General features: G+C 44.2%; 16 protein-coding genes. 7 read left to right on the top strand and 9 right to left on the bottom strand.

The window, feature by feature from the left end; translation table 11 throughout:
* Positions 1-18 precede the first annotated feature (18 nt).
* Positions 19-1,563, top strand: coding sequence for a RagB/SusD family nutrient uptake outer membrane protein (locus GWR21_RS18475; protein ID WP_162333176.1), 1,545 nt, complete (start codon positions 19-21; stop codon positions 1,561-1,563).
* Between the two features lie 409 nt (positions 1,564-1,972).
* On the opposite strand, the gene GWR21_RS31700 is transcribed toward GWR21_RS18475, so the two are convergent.
* From GWR21_RS31700 to GWR21_RS18460, 4 genes are all read right to left on the bottom strand, one after another.
* Entirely contained in the window at positions 1,973-2,098 is a 126-nt protein-coding gene (locus GWR21_RS31700) for a hypothetical protein (RefSeq protein WP_262888457.1), read from the bottom strand.
* A gap of 1,304 nt (positions 2,099-3,402) precedes the next feature.
* Positions 3,403-4,491 (bottom strand): family 10 glycosylhydrolase, encoded by a 1,089-nt coding sequence (locus GWR21_RS18470; RefSeq protein WP_162333175.1) that lies wholly within the window; start codon positions 4,489-4,491, stop codon positions 3,403-3,405.
* On the bottom strand, positions 4,484-5,593 hold the full coding sequence (locus tag GWR21_RS18465; protein ID WP_162333174.1) for a carbohydrate-binding family 9-like protein: 1,110 nt from the start codon (positions 5,591-5,593) through the stop codon (positions 4,484-4,486). The genes GWR21_RS18470 and GWR21_RS18465 overlap by 8 nt, the downstream gene beginning before the upstream one ends.
* A gap of 294 nt (positions 5,594-5,887) precedes the next feature.
* Entirely contained in the window at positions 5,888-6,787 is a 900-nt protein-coding gene (locus tag GWR21_RS18460) for a carbohydrate kinase family protein (RefSeq protein WP_162333173.1), read from the bottom strand.
* 952 nt (positions 6,788-7,739) lie between these two features.
* Here GWR21_RS18460 and GWR21_RS18455 point away from each other — a divergent pair.
* The 6 genes from GWR21_RS18455 (at position 7,740) to GWR21_RS18430 (ending at position 13,908) form a co-directional block, all read left to right on the top strand.
* A complete protein-coding gene (locus GWR21_RS18455; protein ID WP_162333172.1) occupies positions 7,740-8,366 on the top strand; it encodes a TetR/AcrR family transcriptional regulator in 627 nt (208 codons plus the stop codon).
* Entirely contained in the window at positions 8,356-9,726 is a 1,371-nt protein-coding gene (locus tag GWR21_RS18450; protein WP_162333171.1) for a TolC family protein, read from the top strand. Before GWR21_RS18455 ends, GWR21_RS18450 begins: the two co-directional genes overlap by 11 nt.
* A 50-nt stretch (positions 9,727-9,776) precedes the next feature.
* Complete coding sequence (locus tag GWR21_RS18445) at positions 9,777-10,892, top strand: HlyD family secretion protein (RefSeq protein WP_162333170.1); 1,116 nt, start codon at positions 9,777-9,779, stop codon at positions 10,890-10,892.
* 145 nt (positions 10,893-11,037) lie between these two features.
* Complete coding sequence (locus GWR21_RS18440) at positions 11,038-12,618, top strand: DHA2 family efflux MFS transporter permease subunit (RefSeq protein WP_162333169.1); 1,581 nt, start codon at positions 11,038-11,040, stop codon at positions 12,616-12,618.
* Between the two features lie 771 nt (positions 12,619-13,389).
* Positions 13,390-13,608, top strand: coding sequence for a hypothetical protein (locus tag GWR21_RS18435; protein WP_162333168.1), 219 nt, complete (start codon positions 13,390-13,392; stop codon positions 13,606-13,608).
* Between the two features lie 42 nt (positions 13,609-13,650).
* Positions 13,651-13,908 carry a hypothetical protein gene (locus tag GWR21_RS18430; RefSeq protein WP_162333167.1) on the top strand — a complete coding sequence of 86 codons (258 nt, stop codon included), beginning with the start codon at positions 13,651-13,653 and terminating at the stop codon, positions 13,906-13,908.
* Here the strand turns inward: GWR21_RS18430 and GWR21_RS18425 are convergent.
* From GWR21_RS18425 to GWR21_RS18405, 5 genes are all read right to left on the bottom strand, one after another.
* The gene (locus GWR21_RS18425) at positions 13,905-15,779 is read right to left on the bottom strand and encodes a monovalent cation:proton antiporter-2 (CPA2) family protein (protein WP_162333166.1); all 1,875 of its coding nucleotides are present in this window, start codon (positions 15,777-15,779) and stop codon (positions 13,905-13,907) included. The genes GWR21_RS18430 and GWR21_RS18425 overlap by 4 nt on opposite strands.
* Before the next feature lies 1 nt (position 15,780).
* Entirely contained in the window at positions 15,781-16,329 is a 549-nt protein-coding gene (locus tag GWR21_RS18420) for an NAD(P)H-dependent oxidoreductase (protein WP_162333165.1), read from the bottom strand.
* A 40-nt stretch (positions 16,330-16,369) separates the two neighbouring features.
* A complete protein-coding gene (locus GWR21_RS18415) occupies positions 16,370-18,214 on the bottom strand; it encodes a chloride channel protein (RefSeq protein WP_162333164.1) in 1,845 nt (614 codons plus the stop codon).
* Between the two features lie 19 nt (positions 18,215-18,233).
* Entirely contained in the window at positions 18,234-19,142 is a 909-nt protein-coding gene (locus tag GWR21_RS18410; RefSeq protein ID WP_162333163.1) for a transglutaminase-like domain-containing protein, read from the bottom strand.
* Between the two features lie 113 nt (positions 19,143-19,255).
* Positions 19,256-21,835 carry an NACHT domain-containing protein gene (locus tag GWR21_RS18405; RefSeq protein ID WP_162333162.1) on the bottom strand — a complete coding sequence of 860 codons (2,580 nt, stop codon included), beginning with the start codon at positions 21,833-21,835 and terminating at the stop codon, positions 19,256-19,258.
* Between the last annotated feature and the right edge of the window lie 157 nt (positions 21,836-21,992).

Raw genomic sequence — 21,992 nt, 5'->3', positions numbered from 1 at the left:
ATCTAAAAATTTACTACTATGCGATTCAGTAATAAAATATTCATCATATTATCACTTGCGTTTGGATATGGGCTGAGTTCCTGCTCTCTTGATGAGCGGCTGGGTTCTACACTGACGCGGGAACAGGCTGACTCCCTGATCCAGGTGCCTGCTCTGCTGGAAGGTGCTTACAATGGCTTACAGTTGGCCTATCAGGATCAGTCTAACTTCTGGGCATTACAGGAAATGACATCCGATGAAGCAGTTGCTCCGACACGTGGTGGTGACTGGGATGACAATGGTGTATGGCGCGCATTAAAATTGCACAACTGGACACCTGATCATACCTATATTACCAATACATTTTCCAACATCCTGCAGCTACAGTTCCTTGCTACGAACGTACTGAGTTTTGAGGCGTCTCCAAAGCAGGCAGCGGAAGCGCGTTTCCTTCGTGCATTCGCCATTTTTACGATCATTGATGGATGGGGGCAGGTACCTTTCCGTAATCCGGGTGATACCCTGCTGAATGTACCAAGAGTGATGTCGGCAACAGAAGCGACTGATTATGTGATATCAGAACTGACAGAGATTACCAATACACTGGACGAGGATGTTCCGGCTTATGTGGCGAATAAAAATGCGGCAAGAGCACTGCTGATGAAATGTTATCTGAACAAAGGAGCATTTGCCAACAGGGCTGCGCCAACCTTTGATCCGGCGGATATGCAGAAGGTAATAGAGCTGGCAGATGCTATTACTGCCAGTGGCAAATACAGTCTTACCAATTACTTTGACAACTTCGCATATAACAACCATGCTATTTCAAAGGAGAACATATTCACACAACAGAATGGTCCTGGTATCAGTACGGTAAGAGATGGTAACGCAGTGTTCTGTCACTGGGCGCCAACCCTGCACTATAATCAGGATCCAAGTGGCTGGAACGGATATACCACGATCTCTGATTTCTACGATAAATATGAAGCGACAGACGTACGCCGTGGGGGCTCCTACCCTGGCGTTACAGATAAGACAGGTCTGAAAGTAGGCTTCCTTGTAGGTCAGCAGGTAAATGTAAATGGCACACCCCTGAAAGACAGAAAAGGAAATCCATTGATCTTCACCAGAGAGCTGAAGTTACAGGAAACAGATCCTAACACACTGGAGGTAACCGGTATCAGGGTCGTGAAATACCCACCTGATTTGACATCTGCTGATACAAAGAGCAGCAACAACGCTAACAATGACTATGTATTCCTGCGTTATGCAGATGTGCTGCTGATGAAGGCAGAAGCGTTGCTGCGTACTAACAGGGCTGCAGATGCACTACCGATTGTTAATTCCATCAGGACGCACCGTAAGGCTACTGCCTGGACATCTGTTGATCTCAATAAGCTGATAGATGAAAGAGGCCGTGAGTTATACTGGGAAGGATGGCGCAGGGAAGACCTCATCCGTTTCGGCAAATTCCTGGAACCATGGCAGCTGAAGCCATCTGACGATCCTAAAAATCTGTTGTTCCCAATACCCACCAGCGACCTGGCTGTCAATAAGAACCTTAAGCAGAACGACGGCTATTAATTATGCTTCAGGAGAGATTGTTTTATACAGTCTCTCCTGACTTTTTCATATAAATAAGGCAGGAGCATGATGGAGATAAGTCATGCGGGACGTGGTATGTCCGGAGATGTATCATGTCTTTAACAACAAACGCATTAAAACTTCCTTATGCATTGAAATTTACATCTTTGATTGATAATGTGTGTGATTGACACTTTTACTATATAGGGTAAACTCAGCAGGGGGATATATTTCTTCGGCCCCTGGTAGGATGGGGTGTGGAAATAAAGATAGTGCAGAATGGAAATGTGGTGGAATTTTGATGCAGCTTATTACCCGGTTGGGGGTATTGATTGGTTACCTCCACCGGGAATAGGCATTTTGATTGATTGTTTTGGGATGAATTGGCAGAGAATAGCCATTGTTTTTGTTAACCGGAATACTTCATTTTTCTCTTCTTCTTTCTCTTTTTGATCACCGTTGATGGATGATTATTCAGTATCACTTTAATCACTGAACGAAATACCCTGATAAGTAGCTTGATGAGTGCTTGCATTCTCAGGATGAATGGTAGCATACATACTCACTATGGTCATTTTAACGCTTACATATTTTTCAGCTGAAACCCTTAGTCACAATCGACTTGAACAGAATGAACACCGTTGATTGAATGAATGTAATGGTGTCATGTTATTTTAAAACGGCGCTTTACATTTGTTCTGTACTGCGAATATCAGTGGCAGAATAATAATGTTTTTTCTGTAAGACACTTGTCACGATACACAGCGGCATATTTTTCAGATGATCAAAATGAAATTACATGCATCATATAGATTATTACATTGGCGGGGTTAATACATCATGGGTATAGTAAGATTGATCCTTTAAAAAGGGCAGCACAGTTGCTTTGTTTTCATGGTTATTTATTTAGGGGTTAAACAAACAGAGTGGACCCGGGTATCATTCCTGATACCTGGCTTTTAAAATTATTGATCATGAAAATGCGGTATCAATGATGATGAAATATTCATTTTACGTGAAGTAGAATGTTTGATGTCAATTAGGGTTTAACAAAACAAACAGTTTTATTCCCGGGGACTATTCATGGTTCCTGGCTACTATTTCTTTGCCGGAGATGTAATGCAGTGGGTGTGGTGTGTGGTGAAGTAGAAGACGTGATGTTTCGCCGTCGCTAGTTCGTCGCTGGTTCGTCGCTGGTTCGTTGCGAGTTCGTTGCGAGTTCGTTACTAGTTCCCGCCTAGTTCATGGCTTGTTCGTCGGGGCTATAGGCAATAGCGCTTGCCGCATAGAGCGTGTTGGAGCATGCTGTTTGCAGAATGAGATTTGTTGTGGCAGGCCTGAAGTATTGTGTGCGTGTGGTTCGCAGTGTTTGGATAATAAGAATGTTATATAGATTTTGGGAGTCGCAATCATAGTTTGAGTATTAAAGATTAACACCGGGCGCTATTTCTGGCACCTGGATATTTTTGACGGCTAATGGTTGCTGACGGTAATAATATTTTATAAGGGTAACTATAACAGCATAATAGTGATTATGTCATACGCCCCGGATGCTACTCCTGGCATCTGGTATTTTTAGAAGCTTGTTTGAAAGATAGCGGCAAGGAAGTAGGAAGATAAATACAGGTGCCTGCTAAAGACTTGCCAGAGAATAATTAACTGATTGCTAAAAAATATAAGCTACCGATGAACAGACCAGGTTAAGATGGACGGCATGTCCTGAATAGGTTTCCCGGTAGTCAAGCATTTTAGAATGGCATAGTATCATCCATTTAGTGAAACATGGGGTTATATTGAAACACCGGGGATCATTCCTGATCCCCGGCTATTTTTAAAAGATTATGCACTTGCCTTTTGCAATGTTTGCAATACTTCATCTGTTACACCGCCAAATAGTGATACACCTGCCGCGCCGTTTTGAACAGCAAGACGGATACCTTTTTCCAGGTCAGCCATGTTGCCATTAAAGTCAGGCAGATAGAGACCTGCATAAAGTGGGAACTTACCATGCAGGGCGCCAACACCTTCTGCAACCGCCTCTCCTATCCAGTTCACATCTTCTTTATAGAAGCCGTGGTAGATCATTGGATTTACGGAGTCCAGTGGCCAGTTGGTCCAGTCCTGTCTCACAATGCGCTTTGCAATATCCGGTGTCGGGAATACCGCCGCTGTGATGGGTTTCTTATGTTGTTTCGCCACTGCCGCGAGGTTATTCACCACGTTGGTGATACGGTTATACCGGAATCTCCTCCACGATGGGCTTTGGTCAGGATGCTCCATATCCAGCGGATCTATCCCTTTTTGTTCTTTATATTTTTCCCTGCAGGTTTCGCAATAGCAGAAATCATATTCCGGCAGTTCTTTTGACTGGTCTATTTTATAATTGTCCCAGAGGTTGACAGGTAATACGACGTCACAGAAACGTACATAGTCCAGGTGCAGGCCATCTACATAATCTTTCGATAACACTGCTTCCGCCTGTTCTTTCAGATAATTAACCACCTCCGGTTTGCTTGGGCATAACCAGCGATAATAGTCTACATATGGTGGGTGCGTAGCACATGACTCGCCTTTTCTGTTTTTTGCATACCACTCAGGATGGCTAGCCAGCAATTCTTTCTCTCCACGGTTCATGGTCCAGATCCAACGGTGGGCCATGATACCATTAGCCTTTGCTGTCTTAAAATGTTTTTCACTGTCAGCTTCGAAGAAGATATCTCCTACGCCCGCTTTTTTATAAGCAGCGTAACGTTTCTGCAGATCAGCAACCGTATCTTTTTCATCCGGGTTGATCCAGATGCGGTGTCTGGTTTTTTTAGCCGGAGTGGAGGGTGTTTTCGCAGCAGCGGCAGCTACAGAAGGGAGTCCGGGTTGCATAATAGCAAGACTACCCAGGCCGACTGATTTCAGGAAATTGCGTTTATTCATGTGATACGTTTTGAGAAATTTTACCTTCCTGGTTAATAGAACAACGTTGTTTGGAATTTTTATCGAGCAATGTTGCGGTGAACTGATGAGTGATCCCTTCCATTTGTAATGTATAAGATACACCCTGTTCTTTAATGTTGGTATTGGTTATGCCAAGTGCCTGTAGTGTGGTGGCATAACGGCCATTCTTTTTGTGGTACTGCAGTTGTTTGGCGTATACATCCCAGAGATATTCCTTAGCAGCTTCTATGGCAGGCAGTTTGATCGTTACCGGCGCACTACCTGCTGGTTTACTGATAAAGTTAAGATATCCCCACTTTTCGGGTGCATGCATATTGATAATGCCTTGTGGAGACCATACCCAGTTATGTTCTGGTAAGGATTTGCCCGTTTTTGGGTCTTTACGCTTTACATATTGTCCGTTCACAATGTCGGTATCCCATTCTACTCTGGAAAAGTTGATCCTCCAGCGGCCACCGTCTTTTGGTGTAAGGCCTTCGTTATAAAACGCAAAAGCAGTGAAAGGGATGGCCATTTCAACTGTCCATTTCCTGTCTTTGTCGGAAGGATTATTTAATGTACCATCCACCTGTATCGCAGTCTTGATACCTCTTGTATCCCACGTCATCAGTGCATCACCACCTACGCGATAGGCTTTGTTCATGAAAAGGTCCATGACGGTGTTATGCGCATTGATCTCAATTTCGAAATACTTTTCACCATCCCCATCCGGATCGACAAATACTTCGAAGTCGTTATCCTGGAAGATGATCGTATCGTGCTGGTGTAAGGTCGCCCAGATGTGCTGGTCTTCCAGTTCGGCCAGGATGTAAAGATATTCCTGATCCCAAAGCATTTTGAGGCGGGTGCGCATCGCTGGTTCAGGTTGTTTGGCGCCTTCGATATCGGTGAAATCGTCGCTCCACGCTGCCTTTGACCATGCTTCTTCATTGCCTGTTCCGTCTATTTTTAACGGAGTGGTGGTTTGATAGGAATTATACTGCCTGGGTGGCACATAGGCCGGTTTTTGTTGTGCATAGGTAGGGAGGGACAGGCATACCACTCCTAATCCTGTAATCACATGACGAATAAGTTGAGACATGTGCTAAATATAGGAAAGCCGCCAGCTTTTTTTACATTTTTTTCAATGAATGGTATGATCCGATGGATAAATTGCAAGATTTCGGTCTGATAAGCTTATTATAATAGCACCTAAAAGGTACTTCAAGGACACTTCAATATCCCTGGGATATTAAAGTGCCCTTGAAGTACCCTTTAGGTGCTATTGCAGTAACGGTTTGGTGTGAAGATCATTGGCTGTTTTTATGCATAAAAAAAAGCGGATCAAGCGTAATAGATACGTTTGATCCGCTTTGTTCAGACACAGGAGCAACTGTTAGTGTGCTGACAGTAATGCTGTAATTTCTGATCGTTGGTATGCCGGACAGCCTCCCGGATAGGAGGCCACCAGTGCTCCGATGGCACAGGCAAATGATAATGTATCGGCGGGGGTATATTGTTTGATGGTGCTGTAAATAAAGCCTGCGAGGAAGGCATCTCCACTGCCAATGGTATCCGCTACTTTTACTTTATAACCCGGGTGTTGGTAGAACTTTCCACCTGTAAACAGGGCGGCTCCATTTGCACCCAATGTTACAATAACCGTATTGATCGCATATTGCGTACTCAATGCTTTGACCTGCGCTTCCATACTGTCGGGCCATTGGTGCCAGCTGCTGATCATTGCTAATTCAGACTCATTCAGTTTCAGTATATGACACTGATGGAGTAACCCGACAAGTAGCTCCTGCTCAAAATGCGGTGGACGCAGGTTAATGTCGAGCACGAAGGTGCGGTTGCCCTCCAGTAAGGATTGTAAGGTCTCGCGACTTTCGGTGTTCCGGGCTGCGAGGCTACCGAAAACGAGATAGGTGTTGCCAGTTTGCTGCGCAAGTTCTTTTAGTGCCGGCGTAAAGGCGATATAGTCCCAGGCAACAGGCTGTACGATCTCATATTGCATCTCCAGTGGATTATCAGGAGAAGCCCGGGCATAAACTTTGCCGGTTTCATGTGCAGGGTCTTTCTGAACAAAATCTGTTGTCAGCTGATACCGTTGCATGATCTCAAGCAGCGACCTTCCTGATTCATCCTCTCCCACGCTGGATATCATGGCTACGGGAACTGCCAGTTGCTGAAGATGGTAAGCCACATTCATCGGGGCACCGCCTGGTAATGCTTTATCCGGCAGTATGTCCCAAAGCACTTCTCCAAAACAGGCTACTTGATATTGTGTCATATGTAATGTTTTTGCGCTCGGTAATTATATGTTACTTGTATAATAATAGTCTTTCCTGTTCAGAAAGAGGTATGGAAATTTTCAGCACACTGTCATTGTCAATGATAGTTCTCTGATACAACAGTCCATCCGCAACATTTATGCACGGTTCGCCGGCATGTTCTCTCTTTTCCCTTTTACCCTTTTCCCCTGTGCAAATAAATGCCAGAGCGTTTAACAACGCCCCGGGTCACATTGTTATCAACCTTGGATGTAATCGGAAGATCTTAAAAACTCAGCCCCTGACATTATAAATCAATTTATAACGCCTTAGATACAAACAATGGATGTGCATTATAACATTGATTGTCAATGCCGCATGCATACATGAAATCGTGTAAAAAGCCGGATTGGGCTGGTTTTAGGTCCGAAAACGGTTTTCAGATAATGGATATGGCTGCAAAAGTTATGTAGACAGCTACGTGTGCCGGGATAAGGCAACGGCTGTGGATAAGAGCAATAGGCCGCCTGCCTGCAAGTACTTAATGGTATTGTTATTCATTGTAAACAACGGTTTTAATATAACAAAGACAATGGTCTGGTTAACTGTAGGCAGGCTCACACCTACCGAAGTCATTTTTATATCTAACACATACATGCTGAGTGCATTAGTGATGACTTTCAAATGAACAGGTCAAAAGTAAAATCAAAAAATCACAATTGATGAGTCCATTATGTTCATTTTGATCTTAAGGGATAGTTGGCTGTTCACTGTTATTTCAATCGGTTGCGGATGGAGGTCCGGTATTCATAGTCAATCAAATAGAATGGCTGGGTCTGCCTATTTATTATCTTAATCTTGTCTACAACCTTAAAATCTGCTTAAAAATGTATTAGAAGTGCATTAAATTTAAACAGTCGTTTGATTAAATTAAATGTTTGTTTAACTTTGTGCCCACAATTCGATTTACACATGGAATACAATCAAAAGCAATTATCCATCCTGGAGTCAGCCGAGAAGCTCTTCGCTTCCCACGGCTTTCACGCTACTTCAGTGAGAGATATTGCCCATGAAGCTGGTGTGAACATCGCAATGATATCCTACTACTTTGGCTCAAAAGAGAAATTGATTGAAGCCATCTTCCTGAAAAGGATTATTACCTGGAAAGCAACATTGACAGAAACACTCAGTGACGCTACCAGGTCGTATGTGGATAGACTCGATACCCTGGTAGAACAATTCGTCCAGAGAATTATGAGTAATCCCTGCTTTAACCTGATGATGATGAGAGCGCAGATCCAGTCAGATATTGCCGTGAATGAACTGATTCACGAAAATAAAAAAGAAGCATACGAGGTAATTCATGCATTCATAAGCGAAGGACAGGAGAAAGGAGTATTTACAAGAAATGTCGATGTAATGATGATGGTCGCTACCCTGACAGGTACTACCAATCATATTATGTCAACACGACACCACTTCCAGCGCATGAGCAATCTGGAACATCTGACAGATAGCGAATTACAGGAATATTTAATTATTCATACAAGCAATCATTTGAAAAATTTGTTTAAAGCCATTCTAATCCATGAAGCTTAATAGCACATACAGGCGGTTATGGTCTCTGGTAGTTTGCGTAATACTGGCAATTCCTTATACAAGCCAGGCGCAGGACAAGAAGAGCCTGTCTTTGAAAGAAGCCATAACGCTCAGTATACAGAACAGTAAAGAACTTAAACTCAGCAAAACAAGGATCGACGCAGCACTCGCATCTATAAAAACAGCTAATAATGCTCAATTACCGGATGTTAGTGTTTCAGGCTCATATCTCAGAATCAACGAACCAAACGTAGACCTGAAATTAAAATTAGGTGGTAGCGATAGTACCGGTTCTGGTGGCGGCTCTTCTCCGAAAGTAAATTCCCTGGCATATGCAATGGCCACTGTATCAGTGCCTGTTTTCTCAGGGTTCATTATTCAGAGCCAGAAAGAATCTGCCCGCTACCTGGCCGAAGCCGCAAAGCTGGACGCCGACAAAGACCGCGAAGCAGTTATTCAGAATACGATCAATGCTTACAGCAATCTGTATAAAGCACAACAGGCAGTTGAACTGGTACGTGAAAACCTGAAACAACAGGAACAACGCGTGACCGACTTTACTAATCTGGAAAAGAACGGTATCATCGCCAGGAACGACCTGTTAAAAGTACAGCTGCAACAGTCTAATGTAGAGGTTTCCCTGGCTGAAGCGGAAAGCAACCTGCAACTGGCCAATATTGCAATGGCACTGCTGGTAGGTTTGCCGGAAACAACTACGCTGGTAGCTGATATCACCACATTCGAACAGGCGGCTCCTGGTAGTACCAAAGCGGCTGCTGAATGGGAACAGATCGCATTGCAGAACCGTAAAGACGCTGCTGCCCTGACCTCCCGTGAGAAAGCTGCTAACGCAGGTATTAAAGCCGCTAAAGGTGAATATTACCCTTCCCTTGGTTTTACCGCAGGTTATGCTGCCATATCCGTTCCAAATGCATTGACCGTAACCAATGCACTCAATGCAGGTATAGGTGTTAAATATAATCTTTCCTCTTTCTGGAAATCCGGTTCCAAGGTGACCGAAGCCAAAGTAAGACTGCAGGAAGTACAGGTAAATGAAGAACTGCTTGCCGATAACATTCACCTGTCTATCAACAAAGCATATCAGCAATACCTGGTGAACCAGAAGAAGATCGATGCTTATCAGAAAGCGATCGACCAGGCTGGTGAGAACTACAAGATAGTTAAGAACAAACAGGAGAATAATCTCGCAACAACTACTGATCTCCTCGAAGCGGATGTAGCTAACGTACAGGCAAAACTGAACTACGCTTTCGCTAAGGCTGATGTAGTAGTGTCTTATACCAAGCTGCTTGAAACAGCTGGTGTGCTGACAGAGACCGGCGCAGAAGCAATCAAATAATCATCTATCTAATTCAGAATTTAAAAAAGTAATAATCATATATATAGTATATGGAAACGCAATCAACTAAAGGCGCCAATAATGCACAGGAAGCTCCTAAGAAAAGGAACTATCGATTCATCATCGTTCTGGCAATCCTTGTTATTGGTGGTGGTGCATTTGGTGTATCAAAATATATTCACTCCCTTCATCATGAAGATACCGACAACGCACAGGTAGAAGCTAATGTAAGCCCTGTAATACCACGCGTGACCGGGTATGTAAATGAAGTACGCGTAAAAGATAACCAGACTGTAAAGAAAGGTGATACCCTGGTGATCCTGGATGACAGAGATCTCCGTATCAAGGTAGCACAGGCAGAGGCAGCGCTGGCAGCAGCTGAAGTAAATGTACAGGTGGCAGTGGCCAGCACAAACGCAGCACGCTCCAATATATCTTCGTCTCAGGCTAACATCTCTGCGGTAGACGCACAGATCGAAGCAGCAAAAGTAAATGTATGGCGCGCCAGTCAGGATTATGACCGTTACGCTAACCTGATCAAAGATCACTCTATTACACAACAGCAATACGAACAGGCACTAGCCGCAAAACAAACAGCTGAACGCCAGCTGAACGTACTGCAGGAGCAGAAGAAAGTTGCTTCCCGTCAAACCAGCGCTGTGTCTACACAGAGCGATGCTACGGCTGAGCAGATCAATGCTGCTAAAGCGATCATTAAAGAACGTCAGGCAGAACTGGATAACGCCAACCTCGTACTCAGCTACTCCGTGATCCTCGCTCCTGCCGATGGTAAAGTATCTAAGATATATGTACAACCAGGTCAGCTGGTACAGGCTGGTCAGTCACTGTTCAGTGTTGTATTATCCAATGATATCTGGGTAGTAGCCAACTTTAAGGAAACACAGCTGACCAAAATGAAAGTAGGCCAGAAAGTAAGCGTGCATGTTGATGCTTTCCCTGGTAAATCGATCGAAGGTAAAATAACTTCCCTCTCTCCTGCTACCGGCGCACGTTTCGCATTGCTGCCTCCGGATAATGCTTCCGGTAACTTTGTAAAAGTGGTACAGCGTCTCCCGGTGAAGATCGAGTTTAATGATCTGAACCAGGCAGAAGTAAAACAGCTGCGTCCGGGTATGAACGTAGAGGTGGATGTACATCTTGACTAATTTCAGTTACGAATGACCCCGCTGGGATGGTGCGGCTGACAACTAAAAAGGACTTAATCTCAGACTGGTATATATCTCATAGCATGTTTCGTGTCTCCTGGCGGGAACATTCGGGAACTGATCTTCATAAAAAAAATTAATTAACGTGATACAACAGGAATCATTGGTAGAGTATGGTGCCCGCCGGGTGATCATTACTATTACTGCCATACTTTGTGCCTTGCTGGAGATCGTGGATACCACCATTGTAAACGTTGCATTGAATGATATGCGCGGTAACATGGGCGCTACACTGAGTGAGATTGGCTGGGTGATCACTGCTTATGCGATCGGTAACGTTATCATCGTACCGATGACAAGCTGGTTATCACAACAGTTTGGACGTAGGAACTATTTCGCCGTATCTGTTGTCATATTCACAATATCCTCCTTCCTCTGCGGTAATGCAGACAGCCTGTGGGAACTGGTATTGTTCCGCTTTATACAGGGTTTAGGTGGTGGTGCACTACTGGTAACATCTCAAACGATCATCACCGAAAGTTATCCTCCTGAGAAAAGAGGGATGGCACAGGCGATCTATGGTTTGGGTGTGATCATCGGACCAACCTTAGGTCCTCCGCTGGGTGGTTATATTGTGGACAACTTCTCATGGCCTTACATTTTTTATATTAACATTCCTATCGGTGTAGTAGCAACCCTGCTCACACTGCAATTCGTAAGAAGTCCGAAATATGGTGAGAAGAAAGCAGCGAGCGAAATTGACTGGTTGGGTATAGGATTTCTCGCACTGGCAGTCGGATCACTTCAATACGTACTGGAACGTGGACAGGAAGATGACTGGTTTAATGATACTACGATATTGATCCTCGGAATAGCAGCGGTACTGGGTATCTTCTTCTTCATATGGAGAGAAATGGTATATAAAAATCCGATAGTGAACGTAAGAGTGTTGGGCAATGGTAACCTGCGTGTGGGAACGCTCCTCTCCTTCCTGATGGGCTTCGGATTGTACGGATCAACATTCATCATTCCATTGTATACCCAAAGTTTACTGGGATGGACGGCTACACAGTCGGGTATGTTGATGATACCAGCTGCCCTGACCACCGCATTCATGATGCCGATCATCGGTAAGATGCTGGAAAAAGGTGTACCGCAGCAATACCTGGTATCTGCAGGTATGTTCCTCTTCTTCGTATTCTGTTTCTGGGGGTATAAGATCATCACTCCGGATACCGGAGCAGATGCTTTCTTCTGGATGCTGATCGTACGTGGTATTGGTATGGGTATGTTATTTATTCCGATCACGACGCTGTCATTATCTACACTTAAAGGGCAGCAGATAGGTGAAGGTGCAGCATTTACAGGTATGATGCGACAGCTGGGTGGTTCATTTGGTGTGGCATTGATCACAACCTTTGTATCCCGTCGTAGTGAATTGCATAGAACGAATCTGGTGACACATATGGATACTAACAATCCAAGTGTGATGAACAGGGTGAATAGTCTGGCTGCAGGTTTCATGCAAAAAGGTATGGACATCAAAACTGCGCTGGCAAGTGCTTACCGGTCACTGGAATACAGTATTACAAAACAGGCGACAGTACTGGCTTACATGGACGTGTTCCTGTACCTTGGTGTACTGTTCCTGATATGTGTGCCCTTTGTGCTGATGGTGAAAGGTGGTAAGAAGGGCGGAAAAGTGGACGCAAGTGCAATGCACTAAAAGATATTTAAGATATGTTACTAACAGTGTAACAGTTGTAGGTTTAGGTAATGAGCCGGAATAATCTTATTCCGGCTTTTTTTATTTTATAAAGAGTACCATATATGTAATATCTAAGATTTGATACAAAAGAAAAAGGGCCATTACTATATTGAAATGGCCGTATTCATTGTATGGTGTGTTTGTAACTCAATATGCAGCTGGCATGACTGTAAGTATGGTAGGCGTTACAGCTATACAATAGCTGGTGTTAAAAGCCCAGGGCCTGGACAGGCCTGCCGGGTATTGTTTCCCTCAAATTAATCCCGTACCGGAATGCATTTATGTCTTAAACACTTCGGGCAGGCTTGTACTGTTCATAAACAGACAAGATTATCGCATCATAATATTTGATAGTTATTCACAACACATATATTTTTAGTTGCAATGCCTCGAGTGACTTTTAGTGCTGTCGCGGTAACTAACCTGACTAAAATTATAGTAAAAAAGTTTATAAATGATGATGTTATGTAAAAATTATCAATATGATAGATGCCATTTCAACTAGCCCAATGGGGTGTAATAAATAGCGTGAGTTATTCACATTTCTAAGTTTCCCGGAAATGTGGAAAAATATCTACGTGAAAACGCATGCTGATAGTAACTTTGCAGCGTTGCCGCCATGGCACTTTGTTTGTCCCCATATATCTGGACAATAACCAAAAGAACAAACGGACAGTATTTGATCAATTAATTCGAGAAGATTTAAACGGATCCCAAAACGTACCCTTTATGAAGAGAATTGCATTCGCATTTGCGATCATCGGAACCATCTTTGCTGTTGTAGGACAGTACGCCATTATCAATGACTGGAACTTATTCTGGTTCTTTCACACAGTAGGTTTTATCGGATATATACTGATAATCAGTGCTGCTGCTTACTTCTCTCTGTTATTTATTCATCATATGTCGAGAGAAGAGAAAATACGCATCCGCAATAAGACCTTTTAATTTTTTATAAGAAGTATATCTTTACGTGCTAACTGAAGAACTATGGAAGGAGCATCAGATCCATTTATTTTAAAATTCGAATTTAAAGGTAAACCGCATATCCTGGAGGTACATCCGGTGATACAACAATATAAGGTCAGTTTCAAAGTAACGGTAGAGCAACACGAGCTCACCTTTGAGAAAGATGACGCAGGAGAATTTCGTGCAATAGCTGACGCACAAGCAACGGCAAATACGCATATCGATCCGCAGCTACTGCAGGAAATTGCAAATAAAATTGAAGAGGCGATATACGGTTAATCCTGATTCGCCTCATCAATCATTGATTGTTCATCCCACCCCTGTGTGGAAGGGTTCCACCTGCTTACACGGTCGCTGGACATTAACTTTTCCAGCTCTTCTATTCTTTCTTTCACCGTGTTGATATACAGTTTTTTGTCATTACGGATGGCAGATAAACCTTTTAATGCTTTCTCATCCTGTTTCCGGAATGTATTGACACTACGTTGTGCATGGTACGCCCTGACACCCAGCATCTGCAATGCATCAGCACCCATGCGCAGCGATGTGTCCAGCGTCTCACGGTAGATGTGTAATACACCCAGGTCCATGAGTTCATAAGTATCCGGTATATTCTCCGCTTTTACCAGCATCTGCAGGTGCGGGAAATGTTTTCGGACGATCTTCACCACCTCCAGTGTCTGTTCCACGGTATCCATTGCAATGATGATTACTTTGGCATCTGCAGCACCAGCCGCTGCCAGCAGGTCCTGGCGCGAAGCATCGCCGTAATACACTTTTACACCCAGGTTGTGCAGGGCATCTACCCTGTCAGAATCCAGATCCAGGATCGTAGCCTGTATGCCATTGACGCGCAGGAAACGACCTACTATATTGCCGAAGCGCCCGAAACCGGCAATGATCACAGGGTGCTTACCATGGATCTCATCCGCTTCACGGGTGTTCGCTGATTCCTTCTTATTGAACCTGGGTTGTATCAAACGTTCATGCAAAAGCAGTAACAAAGGCGTAAATGCCATACTCAATGCTACCACAGCTGTCATAATGCTGACCGTATTGGTGGGAAGAATGTTATTCTGCTGTGTAAAGGACAATAGTACAAACGCAAATTCACCCACCTGTGAAAGTGCCATGGCAAACAACAGGTTCTGCTCTATGCTGATGCGGAATGTCTTACCAAGGATGAGCAGCGTAATAGCTTTGATGGCCATGAGCGCCACAACCAGCCCGAGTATCACCCATGGCATGGAAAGTACCAGCTTGAAGTCAATAGACGCACCTACGGCCATAAAGAATAGTCCCAGAAGCAATCCTTTGAATGGTTCTATATCGCTTTCCAGTTCATGACGATATTCACTGTTCGCCAATACGACGCCGCCCAGGAAGGCCCCCAGTGCCGGACTAAGTCCCACAAGGCTCATTAACACCGAAATGGATACAACGAGCAGCAATGCAAAGGCGGTGAATAACTCTCTTACACGCGCCTTGGCAATCACCCTTAACAAGGGTCTTACCAGGTATATGCCTGCTACAATGATCACGGTCACCGCTCCCAGTACGACCAGCGTTTGCGCCCATGCAGGCAGATTATCTCTGAGCGTATGTTCATGGGGTGCGCTGTTACCTGTATCTGCTCCTGCCAGTAACGGAAAGATTGCCAGCATAGGGATCACGGCGATGTCCTGAAATAACAGTACCGAAAAGGCACTCTGTCCGGCTGAGGAGCCGAGCTGCCCCTTTTCCTTCAGACTTTGCAACACGATGGCTGTAGATGAAAGGGAAAGTGTCATACCTAATGCCAGGGATGCATTCAATGGTTGACCAATTAAGAGTGCCAGACCAGTAATAAGCGCGGTTGTGATCAGTACCTGTAAGCCACCCAGGCCCAGAATGGGTGCCCGCATGTTCCATAACAGGGCAGGCTCCAGTTCAATACCTATCAGGAATAGCATCATTACAACGCCAAATTCGGCGAAGTGCATAATATCCTGCCCTTCCTGCCCGATAAAACCCATCAGTGAAGGTCCTATCACGACACCCGCCAGGAGATATCCCAGTACGGAACCTAATCCGAGCTTCCTGGCAATAGGGATGAATATCACCGCTGCCGCCAGGTAGATCATGGCTATAAAGAAATAAGAGTGCTCCATGTCATTGAATTTTAAGTTGTCCGTCCCTCAATTGTTCCAGCATTTGTTTATAAGCAATGGCAGCTTCACTGATACCGCTATAGTTCAGTTTATGGGTGCCGTAAATAACATACGGTTCTATATACTGCATGTTGCAGAGTGCTGCTGTCTGTCTGAACGGAAGCATGAACTCACTGGCAGTATGACGGTGCCACCCTTCTTTATGATAGGCTGTTTCCTGTGAACCTGCACTAATCACATTGCCTGCTGTTTTGCCTCTGAGGGCTGTACCGGTACGGCCGTATGCCCATCCGTGTTCCAGTACAAGGTCCATCCATTGTTTGATAATGGCGGGCGCACTATACCAGTAAAGTGGATGCTGGAAGAGGATGATGTCATGTTGTAAAAGCAGGGATTGTTCATGCCTTACATCTATGTTCATGTCCGGATACACTTCATATAGGTCGTGCAGTGTAATGCCCTGCATTCCGCGTATGGCAGTCAGTAGTTGTGCGTGCACCCTGGATTTTTCCAATGCAGGATGCGCAAATAAGATCAGAATTTTGGCCATAGATCGGATTAAATAAGTCATGACGGTCCTATGGACACGATCAGGAGTACTCCTGTAATAATAGTCTGTATTTATTCAGTATGCCGGATTTGGAAACAAAGCCCACCAGTTTATTGTCATGTATAACCGGCAGGTTCCAGGCATTTACTTCATCAAATTTATTAATTACGTCGGCAACATTATCTTCCATATGAATAACAGCCAGCGGAGGGTGCATTAACTGCCGGACGGTTTTGGTATCGTATAGCGATGCATTGAACATGATCGGTCTGATGTCATCCAGCGTAATAATACCTTCTAGTCCTCCTGATGGATTCACTACGCTGATCATGTTGCGATGTCCTTCTTTTACCAGCTCGATCAGGTCTCTGAGCGGTTTGTCGGGCGTGATGGTCTGAATATCTTTTTCAACCATTGTCTCCAGTTTCAACAGCGACAGGATATTTTTATCATGCGCTTTAGTGAAGATCTTTCCGTTATCTGCCAGGTGTTTGAGTTCGGGAGAGATAGGAGAAAACCATTTTGCCAGGAGGTATGAAGTGGTAGACACGATCATCAGCGGAATAAAAAGATCGTATCCGGAGCTGGCTTCTGCTATGAGAAAGATGGCGGTCAGCGGCGCATACATTACTCCGCTCATCACACCTGCCATGCCGACCAGCACCAGGTTAGTGAATGGTACATCTGTAAATCCCAGCTGAGAGCATAGTAGGGCGAAGAAGTAACCGAGAAAGCCACCGGCGAACAGGGAGGGTGCAAAGTTACCGCCATTGCCGCCGCTCTGAATGGTAAACGCAGTGGCGAATACTTTCAGCAGACAGGTAAAGCCGGTAAACACGAGTAACATCCAGCTCTGTTCAGGGAAATATCTGAAAAAGCTGTTTTGTATAATCGATTCAGAAAAACCATTGGTGAGCTGTTTCACACTGATATAGCCTTCACCAAATAATGGCGGCATCAGTACACATAGTACAGATACTATCAGTCCTCCGATAATGGCTTTTTTCAGGGCATGCCATTTCAGTTCTGCCATAAAGTGTTCAATACGCTGTGACATCACGATGAAATATCGTGCATAGAGCGCGCTGATCACACCAAGCCCGATATAATAGGGTACATTGTGGTAGTTGAACGCCTGTCTTGTTTCAAAGTGAAACAGGACTTCTTCCTGAAGAATGATCTTGGATAACAGGCTACCGCATACAGCCGCAAGGATCAGGGGAATGAAATCGGAAAATACTACGCCTGTCAGTAGTATTTCGAAGGCGAACATCACACCTGCAATAGGTGCATTAAACGCAGCTGCTACACCGGCCGTTGCGCCGGCAGCAAGCAATAACGTCCTTTCCTTATACCCTAATTTATAGTTGCTGGCATAGTTACTGCCAATTGCAGCACCGGTTACCGCAATAGGGCTTTCCAGTCCCGCAGAACCTCCCAAACCAACTGTAAGCGCACTCTGGAGGATCTGAGAATACATTTTTACAGGAGGAATGATACTGGAGTTCTGGGCGATTTCATGTAGAATAAGACCTATTCCTTTTCTTGCCTGTCCTTTGAAGAACCACAGTACCAGTATGGTCGTCAATACAATCCCAAGGAAGGGAAATAATGCATAAAAGATGATCTGTGTACTGAAATGCACTCTGTACGTAATAAAGTAGTGGATATAGTGTACCAGTACTTTTAATATTACGCCCGCCATACCAGCGGCAAGTCCAACCAGTATACCAGACAGGACAAGGAACTGACTTCTGGTTAATACGGTATGTAACCAGTGTATAATAATTTCATAGCTTCTTACTTTCCTTAAGCTATACCGCTCAAAATCACGTTTAAATTTGAAAAATGAGTGGTAACGTTTGATTGTTTTGAATTGGCTCATGACTTTATCTTTCTTTCTATCATAGTTCTATCAACGCATAAACCTTATCGTTCATGTACTTCCCGCCAGGATGCCTGGCAGTGTAGTCAAGGTTTATCCAGTATTCGCCTTTCATTTCGTGGTAGTGGATTTCTTTTACCGGTGGATGTGGAAACAGTGTAACGATAGCCTGTTTCATGATCTCAAACTCTTCTTTGCTGCCACAATAAAGCTCCGGATAGGCATGTCCCTGTATCAATACGATACGACAGCGTGCACCAATAGACTGCATACAGGAAGCCATCAGGATGGAATGGTCATCACAGTCCCCTCCCAGCCCGTTCTGGATTGTCTCCATAGGGGTGGCAAAGTATTCGTCACGATGTGTATCGGGAACGTATTTGAAGTGCCTGTTGAGATAGTGGAACAATGCGAGGTAACGGGAGATCTTCCCGTACTTGGGAAAATATTCATCAAATTCTACTACCGAGTGGGCGACGGAGAAGTTCCTTACAATAGAATCTTTGTAGTTGACCTTATCCCTGATCCCTCTTACTGTTTTGTCCCGGTAGGTCTCTACCTTCCTCGGATAAAGGCTGAGGATGTCAAACTGCTTGTTATTTTTGGCGCCCCAGTTTCCCTGTACCATGCCTTTATAGTCGTTCAGTACATTATTGAACGAGTAATTATCATTAAAATAATTAATGGTAAATATGGCACATATCAGGAAAAAAGCCGGAATGATGAGCGGTTTGAAGATCCAGAGTAAGAGACGTGTAAACAGGAAAGTGATCAGTACGGCTACGATCATATCCAAATGCAGTCCCTCTATGACCATTGTAGGCAGATACCGGTTGAGATATGGCGATAATGGTATAATAGTAAGCAGGCTCAGTAAATTGAGCAAAAAGCGCTGGAATGTAGTGTATTTGCTTTCATCGATAGCCATTATGGTATGCAATAACGCAAAATTATGCCAGAAAGCGGTGCAAAAAATAAAAAGACGACCTGTAAAAGTCGTCTTTTTATTAAAAAAGATCTATTTAAGATATTGATATTTAGCTAGTTCATTTTTGTGGCGCTGGCAAGGAGCCGGTCGAAATGTTTAAATGAAGTGCTTTTACTGATAAGTGTGATCTGCTGTTGAGCCTGATTGTATTGTTTATCAAAACGAACCTGTGGATACATCTTGCTCAGCAGTTTATAGCCGAGCAGCAGCAGCAGTTTGAAATCCATTTTCTGAGATATTTCAACAGCTGACTCGGTGGTGCGGATGGCCCTGTTCAGTTCATTTTCCTGATAATATACCTCCGCCATGATGAGTTTCTGTGACACTTCAATATGGCGTCCGTTAGTAAAATCAAAAGAATAGGTGCGGATCAGCTTATCTGTGTGCTGACATATTTTACTGGCCAGGGGCAGGTTATTAAGACCAAGATGTGCATACGCCTGCCAGCAGAGTAATGACAATCTCAACGGATTGGTACGTTGATACACCAGGGACGGATAGCATTCAAATATACGTGTGGTATAACTGAGCATGTGAGAAAAGTCTGACAGTAAGGCAAAGGCAAGTCCACTGATCCTGAAGACCATCTCCTGTGCTACAGTAGGCGCATGACGTGTGCTACCAGTCAGGTAACGCGGATAGTTGTAGATCTTGTCTCTGATGTTCTCGTTGATAATGCCAAACTTCAGGTACTCGTAGAGAAAGAGATAGAGGTCATATGGAGAAACCCAGACTTCATCGTCAATGGCGTCACGGGGAATAAGTTTTTTAATACTGTTCAGTTCTATTTCACATTGCTCAGCATCCAGTTGGAGCATGGACATGTTGAAGAGGATACTGCGGATCTTCAGCTTATCTTCCTGTACTTCGGAGAGGTCGAGCAGTGCACTCAATACACGTTTTTTTCCAAAATGGAGGAAGTTGTCATTGATGATGCGGCTCAGGGGATTCTTACGGAAATATCCTTTCGGGAATACAGTGTTTAGCTGCATCTGATTCTCTCCTTCATACTGGTAATGCACAGCCAGGTATTCAAGCAGATAGGATTTCTCCATGGTGCTCAATGGAAGATAGAATATCTTATGGATGCCTTCGAGTTGTTCATTATTGATAGCATAACGTAACAGCCATTTGACGACCCCTACCCTGTAGGAGGAAGCGGGTAACTGACTGGTGATCTTTTGCAGCACGCTATCATCAATGGTATCATTGGCATATTTGATATACTGCATAGCTGCAAAGTATTCCAGCAGGAACTGATGGGCGAACCGCACTTTTACGAGGAACATGACTTCCTGGCTGAGGTTCTCCTCTACCAGTATATTGTCGGCAAGTAACTCTTTGTAGGCGGGGAACAGGTCGGCGTTCTTATTCAGCAACAGGTTTTTATCTGTATACTGACCTGCCTTTCCCAGGTCGAGCAACCATAGTAGCTTTTCTATGATTTTGACCTTAAAGGTATTGGTGGGGGAATTGAATACCTTGATCTGCACGAACTTGGAGATCATCTCAAACAGACTGAGATGTTCATTGATGAAGGTTTGTCCGGAACCGGTATTTAACTGGCAGAACAGCTGCAGATAATAAGGATACCGCAGCTTCTGAAGAAAGCCTTCACTTAATGTACGTACCGTAGCAGGATCGATACGGTGATTATATAGTACCGACTTTACTTCCTGCTCTGTCAGATAGGGCACATTGATGCTCGTCTCTTCATCCATTTCGGGCCCCAGGTACCAGTACCTCCGGAAGGCCGGATATTGTAATGAATGCTGGAAGATATCTGACCAGGTGCTGCTGCGGATGGACAGGATAACCTTTACCCAGGGGAAAAGATCATTTGAGTAGACGAATTCCTCCAGCTTCGTGTACAAGAGCTTGAGTTTATCACCTGCGACAGCGATTTCGTCAAACCCGTCAATAATTAAGATGAGCCGTCCGCGTATCTTATCAAAATGAGTAGCAAAGTATTCTCTGAAGTTCTCCCCGGTGCCGAGGTTAAGCTGATTATCCAGCCAGGTGGCCAGGGAGAAGCCTCTTAGCAGGAGACTCCCGGCTGCGTGAGCATGTATGAACCAGCAGATGTCTTTTTTATACTTGGCGTCTTTGCTAAACCAGAAATGTTCGGCCATATGTACCAGGGTAACGGATTTACCCCAACCGGAAGGTGCTATCAGTGCAGTGGCAGCGTAGTCACTTTCAAGGAATCGTTCAATGTGGGCGAAGCAGGAAGGCCTTGGTACAGTCAGGGCGAAGGGAATGCCCGATCTGTTCTTCAGCGTAAGAATAGTGTAATGAGAGATGGTGATGGCCTTATTTTTAAGGTCGAGCCACTTGCCATCATTCAGTTCATTACCATCAGTCTGCGTATAGTGCTGGGCCTGAAAATCGTCCCAGTCTTTATAATTACAGTACTGCGCTAGTGTGTTAAGTGTATAACGTGAAAAGCTATGCTTGGTCGTAGCGAAGCCAAATACCCTTTTGAGGGTGGTTTCACTAACGGCCTTGGTAGTTTCATCCCTGATGAGATCTGAAAGTCGTTTGCAATCACTAGGTGTGATTGTGTCCGCGCCAAACTTCCGAGATACTTCATTTTGTAACGTTATGATAAAGTCATAGGAGAGATCTATCATATGGGGACAAGAAAATGGATTTTGAGTAAATGGATTTCGGTTCTCAAGGTAAACATACGTATCCATTTTTAGTTCAGATTTTTTTGGCTAGAAAATGGATGAAATGAACAAAACGAATTTAAATGAATGAAATATGATAATTGCTGGTTTATAAATA

This window comes from Chitinophaga agri (genome assembly GCF_010093065.1).
Classification (GTDB): domain Bacteria; phylum Bacteroidota; class Bacteroidia; order Chitinophagales; family Chitinophagaceae; genus Chitinophaga; species Chitinophaga agri.
This window is presented reverse-complemented; position numbering and strand designations above follow the sequence as displayed.